Source organism: Treponema sp. OMZ 788 (genome assembly GCF_024181245.1).
GTDB lineage: Bacteria > Spirochaetota > Spirochaetia > Treponematales > Treponemataceae > Treponema_B.
This window is the reverse complement of sequence record NZ_CP051199.1, coordinates 632,837-649,224: the sequence shown is the minus strand read 5'-3', so window position 1 is coordinate 649,224 and position 16,388 is coordinate 632,837. Positions and strand designations below refer to the sequence as shown.

Genomic DNA, 16,388 nt, shown 5'->3' with positions numbered 1-16,388 from the left:
TAACTCCTTATATTCCTCTTGCGCTAAGATTCCAGAATCCGAGCTCGTTTGTAGCACCGGTAATAACCTGAATTTCAGCTTCAATTGTTCCGTCGGCATGTAAACTTCCGTCCCAAGCACCTGCAATAACGTTTGCCTGCTTTACATCTCCGATGATGGTTTTCATCGGGGGAAGTTTTACAACAGCGTTTGCGTTTCCGTTAGAAACTACTGCATTTCCTAAGGGGTTTGAGTCAGCAAGAGACTGACTTGCACCGTCTTGACCGGCATATTCGTCGGTTACGAGAACGGTTTTGATACCCTTTTCTTCGATCTTGCGGCAGTTCATGATCAAGTCGGCATCGGGGTTTCCGAAACCTTCTTCAGAAACGATAACTGCATCGCAGCCGAGCATTTCGGCCAATTTTGCGGAAAGGTTAGAAGATCTTTCCTTGTCTGCAAGAGTTACGTTTTCGTTTGTAACGATTACACCCATGAAGTTGATATCTTTTCCGTGTCTCTTGTAGAGTTCATGGATAATGGGGCTGTTCTGGTGAACATAGGTCGGGTTTTTATCGCATGCAGAAACGCAGTTACCGCTTACGATTGCACCGTCCATAACTTCTGTGGGGTACATGATTGTGGGAAGAATCTGCTTTACGTCGATACCGTAGTAGTAGGTGTCGTGTAAAAGACCCTGGCTCTGGAGCATATAAACATAGCCTACCTTGGGAAGGTTGGGATATTGCTTAGCCTGCTCTACGAAGGGAAGTGTTTCGTAGGTTTCTACAGAAGCGGGTTTTACGTTTTTAGCAGCTTCTCCGAGATATCGGGCTGTTTTTAAGCCCATAAGGCGTAAGGCCTTTTCTTTGATAGCACGGGTAACATCGTCCTGAATCTTGCAATCAACAACGAGGTTAACGGTCTTTGAGAAGGGTGTATATTCAGCACCCGGGCCGCTCATGTCGATGATACCTTCCTGAAAACCTACAACGGTTCCGGTTGTAACTACAGCAGCACCCTTCAATACGTGGGTTTTACCTGCTCCAACAACAGCCTCTTCACCGGTAAAGAAACCGGGGAAGCAAACTCCGCTGCCTTCTACCTTGCATCTGGGTTCAAGAACATCTTTTACAGGGATAATTCGTGTCTCATCGCCGGGCTTTGCAATGTGCAATTCAACACCGGTTACAAGCGGATCTTCCTTGATAAGAGCCTCAAGTTCAGCTTTGTTTACTTCAAGGCATGTTCCATTAACAGCTGTTTTGTCGCCAAATTTCATGTCGTTAATGGGTATAATACCTAATTCAAGTTTCACTTTTGACCTCCTATTATTTTTAGTCAATAGATTGATTACTTTGGGTTTTATTATAGCAGGAATTACATATATAGTCAATTCTAAAAATTGAATTTAAAGGATAAATAATTAAATTTTTATCGCTTGGAGTAAACGCAGCCGCAGTAATCCTGTCTGTAAAGGCCGTATTTTTTGCTTAAATTTATGGAGTCAAGGTAGCCGTTCCGTTTTTTAAAATCGCAGGTGAGCCATCTGCAATTTTCGTCTTCGAGAGAAAGACCGATAGCATTAAGTTTTTCAGCATTTTTTAAGGGACTTACCGACAGGGTTGTGGAAAAAAAATCGAACCCGTCCTTTTTAGCCCTTTCGGCCGTTTTTTTAAGCCTTAAAAGGTAGCATCTCATACATCTTTCCCCGCCTTCAGGACAATCCTCCAAACCTTCAGCAATTTTATGGAATTCCTGCGGGTCATAATCTTCCTTTATTATCTCTATCTTATGAGAAGAGAGCTTTTCTTCATTATATATTGAAATAAGATGCCTTTGCTCTTGGGCCCTTTTTTCATATTCTTCGGAAGTGTCTATATTGCTGTTATAATAGAAAATAGTAATCTTAAAAAAAGGAGCGAGCTTTAATATAACGGAAGAACTGCAAGGTGCACAGCAGGAATGGAGCAGGAGAGTTTTATCGCTTGAGCCCAAATTTTTTATAGTCTCCTGCATGAGCCTGTCATAGTTTATTTTTTGCGTCATGATTGCGGAATAAGGATTTTAACTCTTTTGGAAATCTTATCTACATAACCGGGAAGGTCTTTTATTTCCGTTCTGGGGAACCTAAAACCTATTGCACCGGGATGGCCTCCGCCGTCCGTAATACTAAATTCACTTAAAATAGGCCTTAAATCAATTCCCTTTACATCTCCTGATGCCCTTATTCTAAGCTGAATTTTATCGGAGATTTCCGCAGGATCAAAGTATGCCGAGATACCTACTCCGCCGACCTTTTCGGCAATATTATCGGTAGCACGTTTTATAACACCCAAAAATTGATTATAATCAATACCCGAGCTTAAAGCATTGGACTGTTTTTCGTCTAAAATTATAACGCCGACACGGCCGTCATATGAAGCATTTTTCATTATTGACTCATAAAGCCTTGCATCTTCATCTGAAAGTTTTTCCATCACATCCACAATCTCATTTACGGAACTTATGTTTTTAGAACCTTCATTAAATTGCTCATGAAGAATAGAATTGAACTTTTTTAAAAAATAATTATAAAAAGCCTTATCACGCCGCTTAAAAAGATAATTTCCCATTTTAGCATCCCCGATCATGCCTGTAAGCATAGCAAGAACTATGTTTCGGGAATATAACTCATTTATACCGTATTTTTTAAGAATCTCCGGGCGTTTTTCGAGTTTTAAGCAGATCTGTCCTATTATTTCGCAGGTACTTGAAGCCCTCAATGTGAGTCTATAATCCACATCGCCTGAATAGTCCGCATCCGCGGCAAAGTGATGATCAATTTCAACCTTAGGCAGTTTTTTGTCCTTTAAAAAAACTTCAATATCATCATTTGAAGCTATCATATCGGGCTTAGGGGTATCCAAAATCACGACAACATCAGGACTTATCTTTTCAGTAACATCTTTAACAAACAAAGAAATAGAATTGTATCTGCAAATATCCGCAAAAAAAGACAGGTTATCGGGAACAAAATCCTCCAAAAAAATATTTACGGTCTTACCGAATTTGCGTAAAAAAAGGCCGAAAGCAACAACAGAGGATATACAATCCTCATCGGCGTGCTTATGCCCTAAAAGCAAAAAGGATGATTTGGTATATATAAGATCAAAAATCCTTTCCATAACAGCATTTTTTCTGCCGATACTTATAGGTTTTATCTTTTTTATTTCACAATTATTACAACTCATTGCCTTACAGTATAGCACATTATATTAAAATATCAATATTCTTTTTAGTTTTTTGCAAATATATCGAAAATTTTTATAAAATTCTTATCTTATTTAATGAATATTATCAAAAAAACAAAAAATTACTTGTAAAATATGGATTTTTACAGTACTTTATATATATGGAACTGAAAAAACAAACCCAAAAGGGGACTATTATATCTGAAAAATTTATAGAACCGGAAAATTATAGGGTCATTCTTCTTAATGATGACTTTACCCCTATGGATTTTGTTGTGGCCGTCCTTATTTCTATATTCAATAAGTCGCCTGAAGAGGCCGAGACATTGATGTTTAAGGTTCACAAAACGGGACAAGCATCTGTCGGAATCTATGTATATGACATAGCAACAACAAAGTGCTTTCAAGTATTAACGGCAGCAAAGAATAATAATTTTCCGCTGCAATGCAAGGTTGAAAAGGTATGAATTTTACGGTAAGTATAACTGTCAGACGCATTTTTCAAGATGCTGTGGAAGACGCAAAAAAAAGAAATCATGAATTTGTTACTCCGGAGCACCTCTTGTGGGCTATTATGTTCAATCCTAAGGCCTTAGAGCTTTTTACCCTTTCAGGTTCGGATTTGGGATATATCCACGATAACCTAAACACCTACCTTGAAAACAAGATTCCGCTGAGAACACAAAATAATCAGGCTGAACCCATTCAGACTGTGGGCTTACAAAATGTTTTTGAAAGGGCGATTTTAAACTGCAATGCTGCCGAAAAACCGGTTATAGGCATTAACGACATAATAGTGAGCCTTATGGATGAGGAAAAAAATCATTGTTCTTTTTTTATGAAGAAAAGCGGGATAGACCGCCTAAGGCTTTTGCAGCTTGTAAGCAGCCCCGACTTTTATGATGACGGTAAAACCAAGAGTGCCTATGAGCAAGCCGAAGATGCTGAGGCAGACCTAAACATTAAAGAAAACTCGAAACATAAACCTCAAGCAGCCGAAGAAAAAAACGCTCCCGAACACGACAAAAACAAGGCACAAAAAACTTATCTTGAACGATTTACGGTGAATTTAACCGAAAAAGCCCGCAAGGGCAAGCTTTCCCCCATCATCGGAAGGGAAGAAGAAATAGAAAGAACTGTTCAAATTTTATGCCGCAAGCAAAAAAACAATCCCCTCCATGTAGGCGGAGCAGGGGTCGGAAAAACGGCTATAACTGAAGGGCTTGCCCAAAGAATTACGGCAAACAAGGTTCCGAGCTTTTTAAAGAATGCAAATATATACAGCTTAAGTCTCTCGGATCTCTTGGCCGGAGCAAAATTCAGGGGCGACTTTGAAGAGCGGCTTAAACGGATCATATCCGAGATTTCAAGAGAAAAAAATGCTATTCTTTTTATAGATGAAATTCACACCGTGGTAAACGCAAACTCAGGCGGAGGCGGAATTGAAGCCCCTGACCTTTTAAAACCGATCTTGTCTAATGGAAGGGTGCGCTGCATCGGAGCTACAACCTTTGAAGAATACAATAAGCATTTTACAAAGGATGCTGCTCTTGCAAGGCGTTTTCAAAAAATAGACATTGAAGAACCAAGCGAAGAAGAAGCCGTTAAGATACTAAAAGGCCTTAAAGAAAGCTACGAGAAGTTTCATAAGGTGCATTACAGCGATGAGGTTTTGGAATCGGCAGTTCATCTTTCGGCCCTTCATATAAGAGACAGATTTTTACCCGACAAGGCTATAGACCTTATAGACGAGGCCGGAGCTCTGATCAAAATCAGGGCAGACAAAGAGAGAGGGTCAAATACTGAAGAAACCGAAGAAAACGCCGAAGAAGCTTTGCCTGCGGTAAGCCTTTCGGATATAGACAAGATTGTTGCAAAGGCTGCAAGGATACCGGAGCAGAAGGTTTCGGTAAACGAGACGGAAAAGCTCAGGCGTTTTGAAGAGATTCTTTCAAAGAAAATCTTCGGCCAAAGCCCGGCTATTGAAGGCGTTACCAAGGCAGTAAAGCGATCCCGTGCAGGCTTCCGTTCCAAGGATAAGCCGGTTGCAAATTTTTTGTTTGTAGGCCCCACGGGTGTCGGTAAGACGGAGCTCGCTAAAACCCTCGCCGAAGAGCTGGGGATTCCTCTCCTCCGCTTCGATATGAGCGAGTATCAGGAAAAGCATACGGTGAGCCGCCTCATAGGTTCGCCCCCGGGCTACGTAGGTTTTGAAGAGGGCGGCCTTTTAACCGCAGCTGTACAAAAAACACCGAATGCGGTTCTTTTATTGGACGAGATAGAAAAGGCTCACCACGACATTTACAACATTCTATTACAGATTATGGATTATGCAACCCTCACGGATAATCAGGGAAGGAAGGCAGCCTTTAACAATATAATTCTTATTATGACAAGCAATGCAGGCTCTTCAAACATAGGAAAACCCTTGATAGGCTTCGGAGGAGAGCGCATTTCGGAATCGGCAGTGGATGAGGCTGTCGAAAAGACATTTACCCCAGAGTTCAGAAACAGACTTGATGCAATCATAAAATTCGGACCTCTTACGATGCAGGTTATGAGTCTCATCATCAAAAAAGAGGTAGAAAAAATAAGCAGCCAACTTGCCGAAAAAGAAATTTCGCTTGAGCTTGAAGAAGACGTTATAGACCTTTTAGCCGAAAAAGGCTATTCGGAAGAATTCGGAGCCCGCAATGCGGCCCGCCTTGTCGAAGACGAATTTGTAACGCCCTTAACCGACATGATTCTTTTCGGAGAAACAAAGAAGGGAAGCTCCGTAAAATGCCGTATCGGGGATAAGATGAAAAAACCTTATTTGGTTTTAAGCGTAAAATAAACGGCTTAATACTTAAAAACAATGTTGACCGGTTTTTCTTCATTATCGCTTTTAAGTTCCGATGAAAAAAAAATACTCTTAAAAAGAGGCCAAAAGGATTTTCCTTGGCTTGAAAGCGATGACTTTTTTGATTTTAATAAGGCTTTCGGTGAAGAAGATTATATTCAAAAATCCCAAGATGATGAGGTAATATCGGGAGGGAACCTTTCACCCGGCATGATTCTTTCGGCCTATAAACATTCTTTTTTTCCTTGGTTTTCGGAAGAAGATCCTATCATCTGGTTTTCCCCTTCTTTGCGCTTTGTTATCGACAAGAATTCTTTTCATATTCCGTCCCGATTAAAAAGAGAAATAAAAAAAGCCGATTTTAGGATAACCCAAAATACGGCCTTTGATGAGGTTATAGAAAACTGTGCCCTAATAAAAAGAGAGGGACAAAAGGGAACTTGGATCACAGATGATATGCTTCAAGCTTACAGACTCCTTCATAAGCTGGGTTTTGCCCATTCCGTCGAAGCTTGGCAAGGCAGCGAATTGGCAGGCGGCTTTTACGGGCTTTACATAAACGAGGTCTTTATAGGCGAGTCCATGTTCAGCAAGGTAAGCGGAGCTTCCAAAACCGCCTTCGCCCTCTTTTCCCAAGACTTTTTTAAAAGCAAAAAAGACCTTTTAATCGATGCCCAAATCCCTTCTGAAAACATAAGGCGCTTCGGCGGCTTTAAAATACCGCGAAATCGGTATCTCGGAATTTTGAATTCCTGATTTTTATATATCAAGTATACTTGCGGACACTAGACAATTTATAAAAAAGCGGTTAAAATAGTAGATATGTAGTAAAAAAACAGGTTTTAGATTTACTTACCAAAAAAATTTGGAGGATTATTTTATGAGGAAAAAGATGTTTTTGTTTACGGCTGTTTTAATTGCCGTGTTTTTATCGGGCTGCGATCAAAATGTTGACACATCTAAAAAAACCGAAAAGCCGTCCATCGCCCCCCCCCCGAGTTCAGTAACAAAATATAAAATTACAGTAACCCAACCCTCAAGCGGCAAAATCGACGTAAGCCCCGCTCTTCCAACTGATGGAAAGGTTGATAAGGGAAGCGAGCTGACCTTTAAGCTTTCCGCAAATACAGGCTATAAGGTTAAAGAGCTTATTATAGGCGGCATAACATATTCCGATGTTACAGATAACAGCATTACAAAAAAGGTAAAAATCGAAAAAGATACGGCAGTTTCTGCTGTAGTGGAAGCGGAAGCAAGCCAACCGGCAGAACAAATAACTATTGGAAATTCGGTTATCTATGTTACTAAAGATGCGGGCGGGAATATAATTAAGGCAAGCGGAACTATCTTCTTAAATGAAATTGAAGAACTTGCACAAAAAAGCACTAATAATATAGTAATCAACACTGATGCTCTTACCATAAAATCGTTTAAAAAGGAAAATAAGGACTTCACCGCTTACAAAATAAGTAAAGATACATTAAAAAAAGCCGCAAAGGCATTAAGTGTTTTAAATATCGAAAATGCCGACAGCACCAAACAAGCCATTACACTTGATGAAAATGCAAACATAAAAACTATCAGCGGCGATATTTCATTAAAAGATATTATGAAATGTACCAATGAAGAAATAACGGAAATAGCAAAATATATTGCTTACAATTTAAAAGAAAAAACAGAGCCTGATTTTGATTCAACAAACTTAAAAATAAATACTTTTGATAAAAAGCCGAAAGGAAATTCCGAAAATATTGAATGGGAATATATATCTACTCCTATTACTCCAAAATTTTTAAAAGAAACTAAACTCAATGCTCTTAATAAAGCAGTTTTGAATTTTAAAGATGGTGATGTAAATGTTCCTGTAACATTTGAAAGCACTTTAACAGATTATTTTGATGTAAATGAATTTTATAAAGAAATAGAAACAGGAAAATTAAATATATTAAAAGATACAAATATAACTGTAAAAAATGATAAACCAAAAAGTATTCAAATTTTATTAAGGGATTTACAAGAAAAAAATCTTAACAGTTCAGGTCATACTTATGCTCCATATATTGACAGTGCAGATTTATTAACACTAATTAAAAATGAAAAGTTGAAAGATGCTCTTGTTATCGGTGACATGTATGTAAAAGGTAATATAAAAAATTTACTTCCACTTCTTATAGGATTAAATAAAATTGAAGAAATTAATAATGGTATAAAATTTTTAAATGTAGACGAGTTTAAGTGTCCAGGACCAAATGTTACAGAATATGATGGTGGACAAAACAATACTGAACCTTTACCTGTAGACCAATTATTAGAATTTCGTAGAAGAACTGATGAAAAATGGAATAGTGTATTAAAAAAAGATACCAGATCAACAAGAATACAAAATTTAGTTTTAAATAATATAGATACTACTACCATGATTGAAGAAGATTTAAAATTATTGAATTTTGAAGGAAATTCTGTTACTGGAAATATAATATTTAAAAATAGTAATCTATCAAAAATGCAATATAGAGGAACAAGAGGTCCTGTAAATGTTACTTTTGATAACACAATTTTACCAACAGATATGATAAGTTCTGGTGTTAATACACTTATATTAAAAAATGTAGCTTTCCCAAAAGAAGAATTTAATAATAATCTTGAATATGACTTCACTGATTTACCATACAATACTCCACATATAACAGATAGTTTAGAAATATATGGTGAAATAAAAGATAGTATTTTAAAGGATGCAACTCCTGAACAATTAAATTCATTAGTTCCACAAAAAAATATGCCTGAAAAATATAAGGGTTCAGAGGAAATATATAATAGACTTAAGAAAATATTTAGAGGTGAAGCACAAAATAAAGATTTTGGAAACTATCAAGGTTCCATACAAAAACAACAAAGTCAACTTCTCGCTTTATTACAAACCCAAAATAAATCCCGCGGTTAGTTGATTTGTGCGATTTTTTGAAAATATGCGGGCAATTACTGCGTTACATTGCCAAAAGCGTACATCCTTGTACACTTTTGGCAGCGAGTTTCGGCACTGCCGAAACATCGCTTCTGATGTAACCGGCGGCATCCATGCCGCTTCTGAAAATCCTCGACCGTATCAGAACTGCCATGGATGGCGGTGGATCAAATGTTTTCTACTTCTTCTTGGCTGAGACCGGTTGCTTGTATTATCTTTTTTACGGAATCACCGAGCTGCTTTAATATTTTTGCCGTTTCAAGGGCTTTTTGGTATGAGCCGTCTGCAATACCCTGTTGTATTCCAATTCTTAGACTTTCTTCTCTCTGTACTGCGATGTCTGTATCGTAATCATATTCGGCTACTAGCATATTTATAATTTTTCTATTTCCGCTTGAGTAAGCCCTGTACCCTCAGCAATTTTTGCTATCGGTATACCCATTTTCTTAAAAGCTAAAGCTGTTTTTATTACTCCATCGGAAAAGCCTCGCTTAATACCTTGTTCAATACCTTGTTCAATACCTTGTTCAATACCTTGTTCAATACCCTGTTGTATTCCTTGTTGTATTCCAATTCTTAGACTTTCTTCTCTCTGTACTGCAATGTCTGTATCGTAATCATATTCGGCTACTAACACTATTGATTACCTCCTCTTTTACAAATATACGGGTATCTACTGCGTTACTTCACAAAAAACAGTCCTCGACGTGCAAAAAGCACGCCTGCGGGTGTTTTTTGTTTGTGCCTTGTATCTACCTCGTCTATTTGCAAAAGTGCTCATACTATATAACCGCCACGGAGGGCGGTGGGTTTAGCTTTACGATGTTTTGAGCTTTGCTCAAAACTCGAAGTCAACGACTGTACACGGATGTACAGTCGTTGACTGGGCATATTCTCGTTTATAGTTGACTGATGTTCAGCTAACACGATGATTTTACCGTCTACAAGACAGGAAACATCGTTTATTATGTTCATATACATGACATTATCGAGCCTTATATTTTCTACAGGACAAGACATTTGCAGGTTTGTTCCATGCAAAGCGTTATATAACGATAAAAAGTTTTCTTTCGCTTTTTCGTCTTCCGAGAAAAGATCAACGAAGACTAAATCTTTATATTTTCTGTTTGCCGTACTCATAGCTGCTTCCTCACTGGTTGTATTATATCATATATGAGAAGGTTTTTAAAGGGTATTGACAGTGTATTTTTGTTCTGGATGCAAATATTTTCAAAGGTATAATAGACTTAAATATATATTTAGAGGTGAAGTATAAGTTAAAGATTTTGGAAACTATCAAGGTTCCATACAAAAACCTACTAATACATTCCTTGCTTTAATACAAAATCAAGGTAAGTTTCATGGTTAGTTGATTTGTGCGGCGGCTTTAAAATACCGCGAAATCGGTATCTCGGGATTTTAAATTCCTGATTTTTATATAACAAGTATACTTGCAAGTATACTTGACAGTTAAATAAAAAAGCTTTACAATTTACATAATAGGAGGTATGACGGATGCCGCAGATATCCTTATATGTAAAAGAAAGTCATTTTGAAAAAATTGAAAAAGCCGCCAAAAATGCAAACAAATCTATTTCAAGCTGGGTATTGGAAAAAATTCTTCCTCAAATTGAGCCTTCCTACTCCAAAGAATTTATAGATCTTTTCGGCTCGATAGATGATAAAACCTTTAAAAGACCGGAACAGCTGAAATGGGAAGAAGACAGCCTTAGGGAGTTCTTATAATGTATTATTTGGACACAAATATCTGTATTTATTTTTTAAACGGAAAATATCAATCCATCAAAAATAAAATTTTGTCTATTCCTCCTTCTAAGATAAGGCTTCCGGCAATTGTAAAGGCTGAACTTTTATTGGGTGCATATAAGAGCATCAAAAAGAAAGAGAATCTGAAAAGACTTGAAGTATTTTTTAAAGAATTTGAAGCTGAGCCTTTTTCGGATGAAGCGGCATACACCTATGCAGACATCCGTTCAAAGCAGGAAAAAAACGGTATCATTATCGGGCCCAACGATTTACTTATAGCGTCAATAGTCTTATACAATAACGGAATATTGGTAACGAATAATACAAAAGAATTTAAAAGAATAAAAGCTCTTAAACTCGAAAACTGGATTGACGAATCCGGTATCAAAGGTTAAAATGCTTTTATGCAAATTCAAAAAAGAACGGAAGGCCGTAATTTATTTTTAATTTATTTCGGTACAATCACTTCGCTGATAGGAGACGAGATAGGAAGCGTAGCTATTTCTATCTGGGTCGCCCTTCAAACAGATAATCCTATAAATTTTGCCCTTGTTTATTCTGCTGCCAAATTTTCACGAATTGTTTTTTCGCTCTTTTCGGGTTCAATCGTAGACAGCTTTAATAAAAAAAAGCTCTTATACTTAAGCGACTTGGCTCAGTTTGTTCTAAATATTTTTATTCTATTTTTAATTACGGTAAATTTAAATTTTAACTTAAAGGTATTTTTGTTTTGCCTTATAAGTGTTTCGCAAGGCTTTTGCCTATCCCTCTTTAAACCGGCAAGCAGGGCAATTTTACCCGAAATAATAAATAAAGAAAATTTAAAAAAGGCCAATTCGGTTTTGGAAATGAGCAGGAGCTTAATTTCGATGCTTGCCCTTATCTTTGCGGCAGGGCTTGTGATGCTCTTAGGCTGCGAGCTCTGTATTTTAATCAATGCTCTAAGTTTTTTTATATCGGCCCTATCCGAAATTTTTATCCGCTATAATTTTAAAAAGAAAGATGAACAAAAGAAAACCGATTCAAGGTTAAAAAAAATCTTCGACGGTTACCGCTATGTTTTAGGCGAAAAAGAACTTTTAAGGCTAGCCTTGCTGGCTTCATGTTTAAACTTTTTTTGTACACCTATTTTTTCGAATATACTTACCTATCAGTTTAAGACGGTTTTTACGCTTAATTGGCAGACAGGTTTTGCTTTTATAAATAATTTTTTAAAAGACGAAAAATCTTTTTTAGCCCTTTTTTCTTCAATTTGTTTTTTCGGCATAGGAATAGGGAATATACTGGGCAGCCTTGCTTCCCAAAAAGTTTCAGGTAAAAATGTAAAATTATTTACTTTGATTTTGCAGTCTCTTTCTTTTTTGATCTTAGGTTTTTATTTTTATTTTTTAAGAGAAAACAACTTTTTATTTAATGTAATTTTACTTAGCAGTATTGTAAGCTTATCCGCCCTATCGGCGGGTTTTAGTATGGGACTCTTTAATGTCCATACAACAAGCCTTTACCAAAAAAAAAGTAGTCCCCGAATTTTCAGGAAGATTTTTTGCCTTTAATACCGTGCTGATTCAAATATCTTCGCCGATAGGCATGCTTATCGGAAGCAGCATAGCCGCAACAGGAATTTTTTATCCGGTCTTCCTTTTTGCAGGAGGCTTTTTATGTCTCCTAGCCTTTTTTAATATGACAAGACTTAAATAAAAAATTAGGAGAAAAACAAAATACTATCCAATATGGAATAATTAAAGTCTTGTCCTTCTCCTAATATAAACTTCAAAATAAAGAAATCTAATTTTAATTCTTTTTATCTAACACCTTCTTTTTAAAGGTTCTAAATTCAAAGAAGAGAAAAACAATTGCACAGGTATTTAGAACTGTTAATATTATGGGGAGCTTACTCGGTCTTTTGGTTTTGATTCGTTTCGGTTTTGCTGCAGAAGCCTCGGAAGAGGCTTCGGAAGATTCGACTTCTTTTGAAGTTTCTTCTTCTGACATTTCTTCTTCGCTTGCTTCCCAATAAGCGACATGGCCTGCCCCGTCAGAAGCTTCTGCCGACATTACTTTAAGAGAAGAATCAAAGCGGTAAAAACCCTTATCGTCTACCTCACCTTCTTGAATTACATCAAAGCCTCCGTCGGAATAAAGGATGACCTTCGTGCCGGGTGTAAAGCCTCCGCCGTCATACTGCACCTGAAAAACTCCGGGCTCTACAAGTTCCAAAAACATTGCATGAGAAAAAGCTGCAAGGCTTACAATAAACAAAAACAATAACGTAAAAGCATATTTTTTCATAATTTACCTTCTATGATAAAAATCAAATTAATTAAGATTTTTTTATAAATTCCTTTTAAACCAGTCGGGTCTCGCCTTCATCATGAGCTTGACGGCAAAGCCGGTAATTACAGCCTCGACCGCCATAACGACGGAGTGAGAAACAAAGAGGGCTATAAAGGTCTCCTTTGCAAAACTTCCTCCCGTCATAAGAAGAACCGACAAAACCAAAACAACAAAGATTACGGAAAGAGCACCGATAACCATTCCCTTTAAAAGCACATTATCGCTCTTCCAATTATAAAAAATAATGGCCGACAATATTGAAGAAACGGAAAGCATCAGAGTGTTGGCACCGAGAGTTGTAATCCCGCCGTGCTGGAACAAGAGAGCTTGCAGCAGCAGGGCAGGAAAAAACGCAAGAGGCGCCTTACGCCCGACAATAATTCCTATCAGACCGCACATGAGCGGATGAACCGAGCTCGGCGGTATCGGAATCATAATTAACGAAATAGCAAAAAAAGTTCCCGCCATAAGACTTATCTTCGGGATATCCTCTTCTTTTGTTCCCTTGACGGCAAACGCAATTCCTACAGCACTGGCCGCATAACCCACGGCACAAACCGCCGTCGATAATCCTCCATCGGATATATGCATAACTCCTCCTATACCCTATAACAATAAATGTAAGGCATCTTCAACAGAACGCGGGGCCGGATTTTTATGGCCGAAAAGCCTTGCAAGTTTAGGCATAATGATGCCGGCCCTTTGCAGCACCTCTGCATTATTAAAAACGCTCACGGCCTCCCCTCCAGCAACCAGCTCCCCCTCGTTCATCACATAAACATTATCGGCCCACTCATAACAAAAATCCTGATCATGGGTCGAAAAAATAATCGTCTTTCCTTCCTTGGAAAAATCATCCAAGATAGTTTTAAAGGCAGATTTTACCTTGCTGTCAAGCCCTGAAAAGGGCTCATCGCATACGATGATTTCAGGCTCCATAACAAGGACGCCTGCTATGGCACAAATCTTCTTTTGCCCCAAGCTAAGCTGATAGGGCGAATAATCCTTTAAGTGCTCAATATTAAGCTTTTTTAAGATACGGTTTACGGCTGCTTCTATTTCTTCCCTATCCATACCTAAGTTCTTTAGACCGAAACCGATGTCCTCGTAGACGCTTGTCAAAAAAAGCTGATGATCGGGATAATCGAACAAGAAACCCGATTTTTTTCTTATCGAATTTAAACTCTTTTTAGAAACATCCTCTCCCAAAATGCTGACCCTTCCCGTTTGAGGCAAAATTGTTCCGTTAAGATGATAAAGAAGGGTTGACTTGCCGGAACCGTTTAGACCGACTACTGCTGTCTTTTTTCCTTTTTCAAAATGAGCATTTATACTGTGTATTGCATTCCTTCCGTCGGGATAGGTGTAGGATAAATTTTCGATTAAAACAGCCATGGTATCTCCATAAATCTTTCTATTAGTGTAAGACTCGCAAAGAGCGAGACAAAGAAGACAAGAAGGCCTATATAAAGGGGCGAGGCAATTTTTTCGGGCTTAAATTTGGTTTCGGATGTAAAGCCCCGAGCCCTCATAGCATTATAAACCTTGTCGCCGTGATCCGCCGCCTTCAAAAAAAAAGCCGCCTATCATTTCGCCGTAGGTTGAAACCTTTGCAAAGGTTCGGGCATTATCAAAACAGCGGGCATTCATCGCCTTTGCGGTCTTGTCTATATCTGTCCTTACCATAAAGAAATATCTAAAGGTAAGGGAAATAATTTGATTTAAAAAATTGGGAAGGCCGAGCTTCATCACGCCTTCGACCAAATAAAGGTAAGAATATTTTGAAGAAATAAATGAAATCGTCATCATCGCACACATGAGGCGTAGGATTAGCTTTGCAGAAAAATATCTTTGCTCTATCGGCACATTGTAAAAACCGCGGATAAAAAATGGGAGCAAAACCATTATCACAAAGGGCAGCACACCCAAAACCGATTTTAAGTTTTTAATTCTTTCAGGCGAAAAAATCAAGATCATTGAAATAACTATAAGAACCCAGAGTATTAAAACTTCTATATGCTTAACGCTCGAAAGATAAAACAAAAAAAAGAAAAGAATGTATAAAGTTATGTGAGGCGCCTTTTTTAACTCTTCCATTATTTACTGTCCTTGTAACCAGCTCTTTACTTTATAGCACTTTTGGAAGATAAAGACAAGGGGTTCGGTTAAAATCGGACATCCTTGTTTCTCTCCCCTAATTTATAATTTCTCGATTTCTTCAACGGGAAGGCCTGTAACTTGTACAATCTTTTGGATTGGATCTCCAAGCTGCTTTAATAGTTTTGCAGTTTCAAGTTTATTTTGGTATGCACCTTGATCAAGCCCCTCTCGATAACCTACATGTTTCCATGAGGCTTTGTCGTGTTCATATTTCATTCGGTTTTCATAGAGCCATTTTTCTTTAGGGCTCATTTCCATTACTTGTATTACCGCATCGGCTTTTGCAATCATAGGAGATTCTTGTGCCAGCATCTTTCTTACCTCCGGGTCATAGGTTTCAATAAATTTCAGCCAATTATAAAGTTTCTTTTTCTTTTCATCATGCTCAATATTTTCTTGATCTTTAACCTTGGCTAGGTTTAAAAAGTGGATTTCAAGCTCATCGGAAAGCTTATCGTGTAAATGTTTTTCAACTACATTATACTCGCTGTGAAGAAGATTGTTTAAATCAAAGCCTTCACCCACTATGTTTATTGTAATACATTTAGGCAGTTTTGTATACACTTCACCTGTTTTTAGATTTTCCGTGTACATTTTGGCCCAATAAAAAATAGTTCGTTGAGCAAACTCACTGTTCCACCTATTCTGAATTTCTATGTCAATAATTGTGTTGTTCTTTAGGCGTAATTTTACGTCTAAAATACCTGTTTTATCGCTTATAGCATCCTTATGAAACTACTTATCAAGAAGTTCCAAGCAGGCGATGGTCTCAGACGGAATATCCAGTATACATTCCAAAAAATCCTGTAGAATATCTTTGTTCTCTTCAGATCCAAACACCCTCTTAAATGCGTAGTCGTTTCGTAGGGTAATGTTAAAAAGTTTTTCCATTTTTACCTCTTCAATAACTTTTTTAAAAGAAGAAAAATTTCCCCCTTTCATAATTATTGTATGAAGAGTTTGCAATAAATAGTAAAATTTGAAAAAAGAATTTTGGAAAATACGAATGTTGAAAAGTTCGAATGCCGAACGATAGGAAGTACGAATGTCAAGTGCCGAATGTCGAACTTCGTACTTCGCCATTCGCTCTTTTTTCTTTCTGCAATTG

The 16,388-nt window shown here is 37.6% G+C and carries 15 protein-coding genes and 3 pseudogenes; 7 read left to right on the top strand and 11 right to left on the bottom strand.

Going from position 1 to position 16,388, the window contains the following annotated elements; genetic code table 11:
- Positions 1–7 precede the first annotated feature (7 nt).
- The 3 genes from E4O00_RS03045 to E4O00_RS03035 all read right to left on the bottom strand — a co-directional run bounded on the left by E4O00_RS03045 (position 8) and on the right by E4O00_RS03035 (position 3,212).
- Positions 8–1,297: a glycine/sarcosine/betaine reductase component B subunit gene (locus E4O00_RS03045; protein WP_253678516.1), complete on the bottom strand. Its 1,290-nt coding sequence runs from the start codon at positions 1,295–1,297 to the stop codon at positions 8–10.
- A 116-nt stretch (positions 1,298–1,413) separates the two neighbouring features.
- Positions 1,414–2,031: an epoxyqueuosine reductase QueH gene (locus tag E4O00_RS03040; protein WP_371922719.1), complete on the bottom strand. Its 618-nt coding sequence runs from the start codon at positions 2,029–2,031 to the stop codon at positions 1,414–1,416.
- A complete protein-coding gene (locus tag E4O00_RS03035; RefSeq protein WP_371922710.1) occupies positions 2,025–3,212 on the bottom strand; it encodes a DHH family phosphoesterase in 1,188 nt (395 codons plus the stop codon). Before E4O00_RS03035 ends, E4O00_RS03040 begins: the two co-directional genes overlap by 7 nt.
- A gap of 161 nt (positions 3,213–3,373) precedes the next feature.
- On the opposite strand from E4O00_RS03035, the gene E4O00_RS03030 reads away from it, so the two are divergent.
- From E4O00_RS03030 to E4O00_RS03015, 4 genes are all read left to right on the top strand, one after another.
- Complete coding sequence (locus E4O00_RS03030; RefSeq protein ID WP_253678513.1) at positions 3,374–3,679, top strand: ATP-dependent Clp protease adaptor ClpS; 306 nt, start codon at positions 3,374–3,376, stop codon at positions 3,677–3,679.
- The gene (gene clpA / locus E4O00_RS03025; protein ID WP_253678512.1) at positions 3,676–6,048 is read left to right on the top strand and encodes an ATP-dependent Clp protease ATP-binding subunit ClpA; all 2,373 of its coding nucleotides are present in this window, start codon (positions 3,676–3,678) and stop codon (positions 6,046–6,048) included. Before E4O00_RS03030 ends, clpA begins: the two co-directional genes overlap by 4 nt.
- A 21-nt stretch (positions 6,049–6,069) precedes the next feature.
- The gene (gene aat, locus E4O00_RS03020; RefSeq protein WP_253678510.1) at positions 6,070–6,810 is read left to right on the top strand and encodes a leucyl/phenylalanyl-tRNA--protein transferase; all 741 of its coding nucleotides are present in this window, start codon (positions 6,070–6,072) and stop codon (positions 6,808–6,810) included.
- A gap of 124 nt (positions 6,811–6,934) precedes the next feature.
- Positions 6,935–8,998 carry a hypothetical protein gene (locus tag E4O00_RS03015; RefSeq protein ID WP_253678509.1) on the top strand — a complete coding sequence of 688 codons (2,064 nt, stop codon included), beginning with the start codon at positions 6,935–6,937 and terminating at the stop codon, positions 8,996–8,998.
- Between the two features lie 188 nt (positions 8,999–9,186).
- Here E4O00_RS03015 and E4O00_RS03010 read toward each other — a convergent pair.
- Positions 9,187–9,408: pseudogene (locus E4O00_RS03010) on the bottom strand (hypothetical protein); the annotation flags it as partial.
- Positions 9,393–10,159, bottom strand: a pseudogene (locus E4O00_RS14140) (hypothetical protein). The pseudogenes E4O00_RS03010 and E4O00_RS14140, both read right to left, overlap by 16 nt.
- Positions 10,160–10,534: 375 nt before the next feature.
- Between E4O00_RS14140 and E4O00_RS02995 the strand changes: the two are divergent.
- From E4O00_RS02995 to E4O00_RS02985, 3 genes are read left to right on the top strand one after another with little or no spacing between them, the layout of a single operon-like run.
- The gene (locus tag E4O00_RS02995) at positions 10,535–10,765 is read left to right on the top strand and encodes a hypothetical protein (protein ID WP_253678507.1); all 231 of its coding nucleotides are present in this window, start codon (positions 10,535–10,537) and stop codon (positions 10,763–10,765) included.
- Complete coding sequence (locus E4O00_RS02990) at positions 10,765–11,181, top strand: type II toxin-antitoxin system tRNA(fMet)-specific endonuclease VapC (protein WP_253678504.1); 417 nt, start codon at positions 10,765–10,767, stop codon at positions 11,179–11,181. The genes E4O00_RS02995 and E4O00_RS02990 overlap by 1 nt, the downstream gene beginning before the upstream one ends.
- A gap of 9 nt (positions 11,182–11,190) precedes the next feature.
- Positions 11,191–12,339 carry an MFS transporter gene (locus tag E4O00_RS02985; RefSeq protein ID WP_253678502.1) on the top strand — a complete coding sequence of 383 codons (1,149 nt, stop codon included), beginning with the start codon at positions 11,191–11,193 and terminating at the stop codon, positions 12,337–12,339.
- Between the two features lie 238 nt (positions 12,340–12,577).
- Here E4O00_RS02985 and E4O00_RS02980 read toward each other — a convergent pair whose 3' ends face one another.
- The 6 genes and pseudogenes from E4O00_RS02980 to E4O00_RS02955 all read right to left on the bottom strand — a co-directional run bounded on the left by E4O00_RS02980 (position 12,578) and on the right by E4O00_RS02955 (position 16,171).
- Positions 12,578–13,075 carry a hypothetical protein gene (locus E4O00_RS02980; RefSeq protein ID WP_253678501.1) on the bottom strand — a complete coding sequence of 166 codons (498 nt, stop codon included), beginning with the start codon at positions 13,073–13,075 and terminating at the stop codon, positions 12,578–12,580.
- Positions 13,076–13,117: 42 nt separating this feature from the next.
- Positions 13,118–13,711, bottom strand: a complete 594-nt coding sequence (locus E4O00_RS02975) for a CbiM family transporter (RefSeq protein ID WP_253678500.1) — start codon at positions 13,709–13,711, stop codon at positions 13,118–13,120.
- A 15-nt stretch (positions 13,712–13,726) separates the two neighbouring features.
- On the bottom strand, positions 13,727–14,515 hold the full coding sequence (locus tag E4O00_RS02970; RefSeq protein ID WP_253678499.1) for an energy-coupling factor ABC transporter ATP-binding protein: 789 nt from the start codon (positions 14,513–14,515) through the stop codon (positions 13,727–13,729).
- Entirely contained in the window at positions 14,503–14,691 is a 189-nt protein-coding gene (locus E4O00_RS02965; RefSeq protein ID WP_253678498.1) for a hypothetical protein, read from the bottom strand. The genes E4O00_RS02970 and E4O00_RS02965 overlap by 13 nt, the downstream gene beginning before the upstream one ends.
- A complete protein-coding gene (locus E4O00_RS02960; protein WP_253678497.1) occupies positions 14,657–15,217 on the bottom strand; it encodes a CbiQ family ECF transporter T component in 561 nt (186 codons plus the stop codon). The genes E4O00_RS02965 and E4O00_RS02960 overlap by 35 nt, the downstream gene beginning before the upstream one ends.
- 102 nt (positions 15,218–15,319) lie before the next feature.
- Positions 15,320–16,171 (bottom strand): annotated as a pseudogene (locus tag E4O00_RS02955) (Rpn family recombination-promoting nuclease/putative transposase).
- Positions 16,172–16,388: the final 217 nt, after the last annotated feature.

What these genes read in the sequence shown, in the direction of transcription:
- E4O00_RS03015 (WP_253678509.1), top strand. Translation starts at nt 6,935, where the DNA reads ATGAGGAAAAAGATGTTTTTGTTTACGGCTGTTTTAATTGCCGTGTTT.
- clpA (WP_253678512.1), top strand. Translation starts at nt 3,676, where the DNA reads ATGAATTTTACGGTAAGTATAACTGTCAGACGCATTTTTCAAGATGCT.
- E4O00_RS02980 (WP_253678501.1), bottom strand. Translation starts at nt 13,075, where the DNA reads ATGAAAAAATATGCTTTTACGTTATTGTTTTTGTTTATTGTAAGCCTT.
- E4O00_RS02960 (WP_253678497.1), bottom strand. Translation starts at nt 15,217, where the DNA reads ATGGAAGAGTTAAAAAAGGCGCCTCACATAACTTTATACATTCTTTTC.
- E4O00_RS02975 (WP_253678500.1), bottom strand. Translation starts at nt 13,711, where the DNA reads ATGCATATATCCGATGGAGGATTATCGACGGCGGTTTGTGCCGTGGGT.
- aat (WP_253678510.1), top strand. Translation starts at nt 6,070, where the DNA reads ATGTTGACCGGTTTTTCTTCATTATCGCTTTTAAGTTCCGATGAAAAA.
- E4O00_RS03035 (WP_371922710.1), bottom strand. Translation starts at nt 3,212, where the DNA reads ATGAGTTGTAATAATTGTGAAATAAAAAAGATAAAACCTATAAGTATC.
- E4O00_RS03030 (WP_253678513.1), top strand. Translation starts at nt 3,374, where the DNA reads ATGGAACTGAAAAAACAAACCCAAAAGGGGACTATTATATCTGAAAAA.
- E4O00_RS02970 (WP_253678499.1), bottom strand. Translation starts at nt 14,515, where the DNA reads ATGGCTGTTTTAATCGAAAATTTATCCTACACCTATCCCGACGGAAGG.
- E4O00_RS02990 (WP_253678504.1), top strand. Translation starts at nt 10,765, where the DNA reads ATGTATTATTTGGACACAAATATCTGTATTTATTTTTTAAACGGAAAA.
- E4O00_RS02995 (WP_253678507.1), top strand. Translation starts at nt 10,535, where the DNA reads ATGCCGCAGATATCCTTATATGTAAAAGAAAGTCATTTTGAAAAAATT.
- E4O00_RS02985 (WP_253678502.1), top strand. Translation starts at nt 11,191, where the DNA reads ATGCAAATTCAAAAAAGAACGGAAGGCCGTAATTTATTTTTAATTTAT.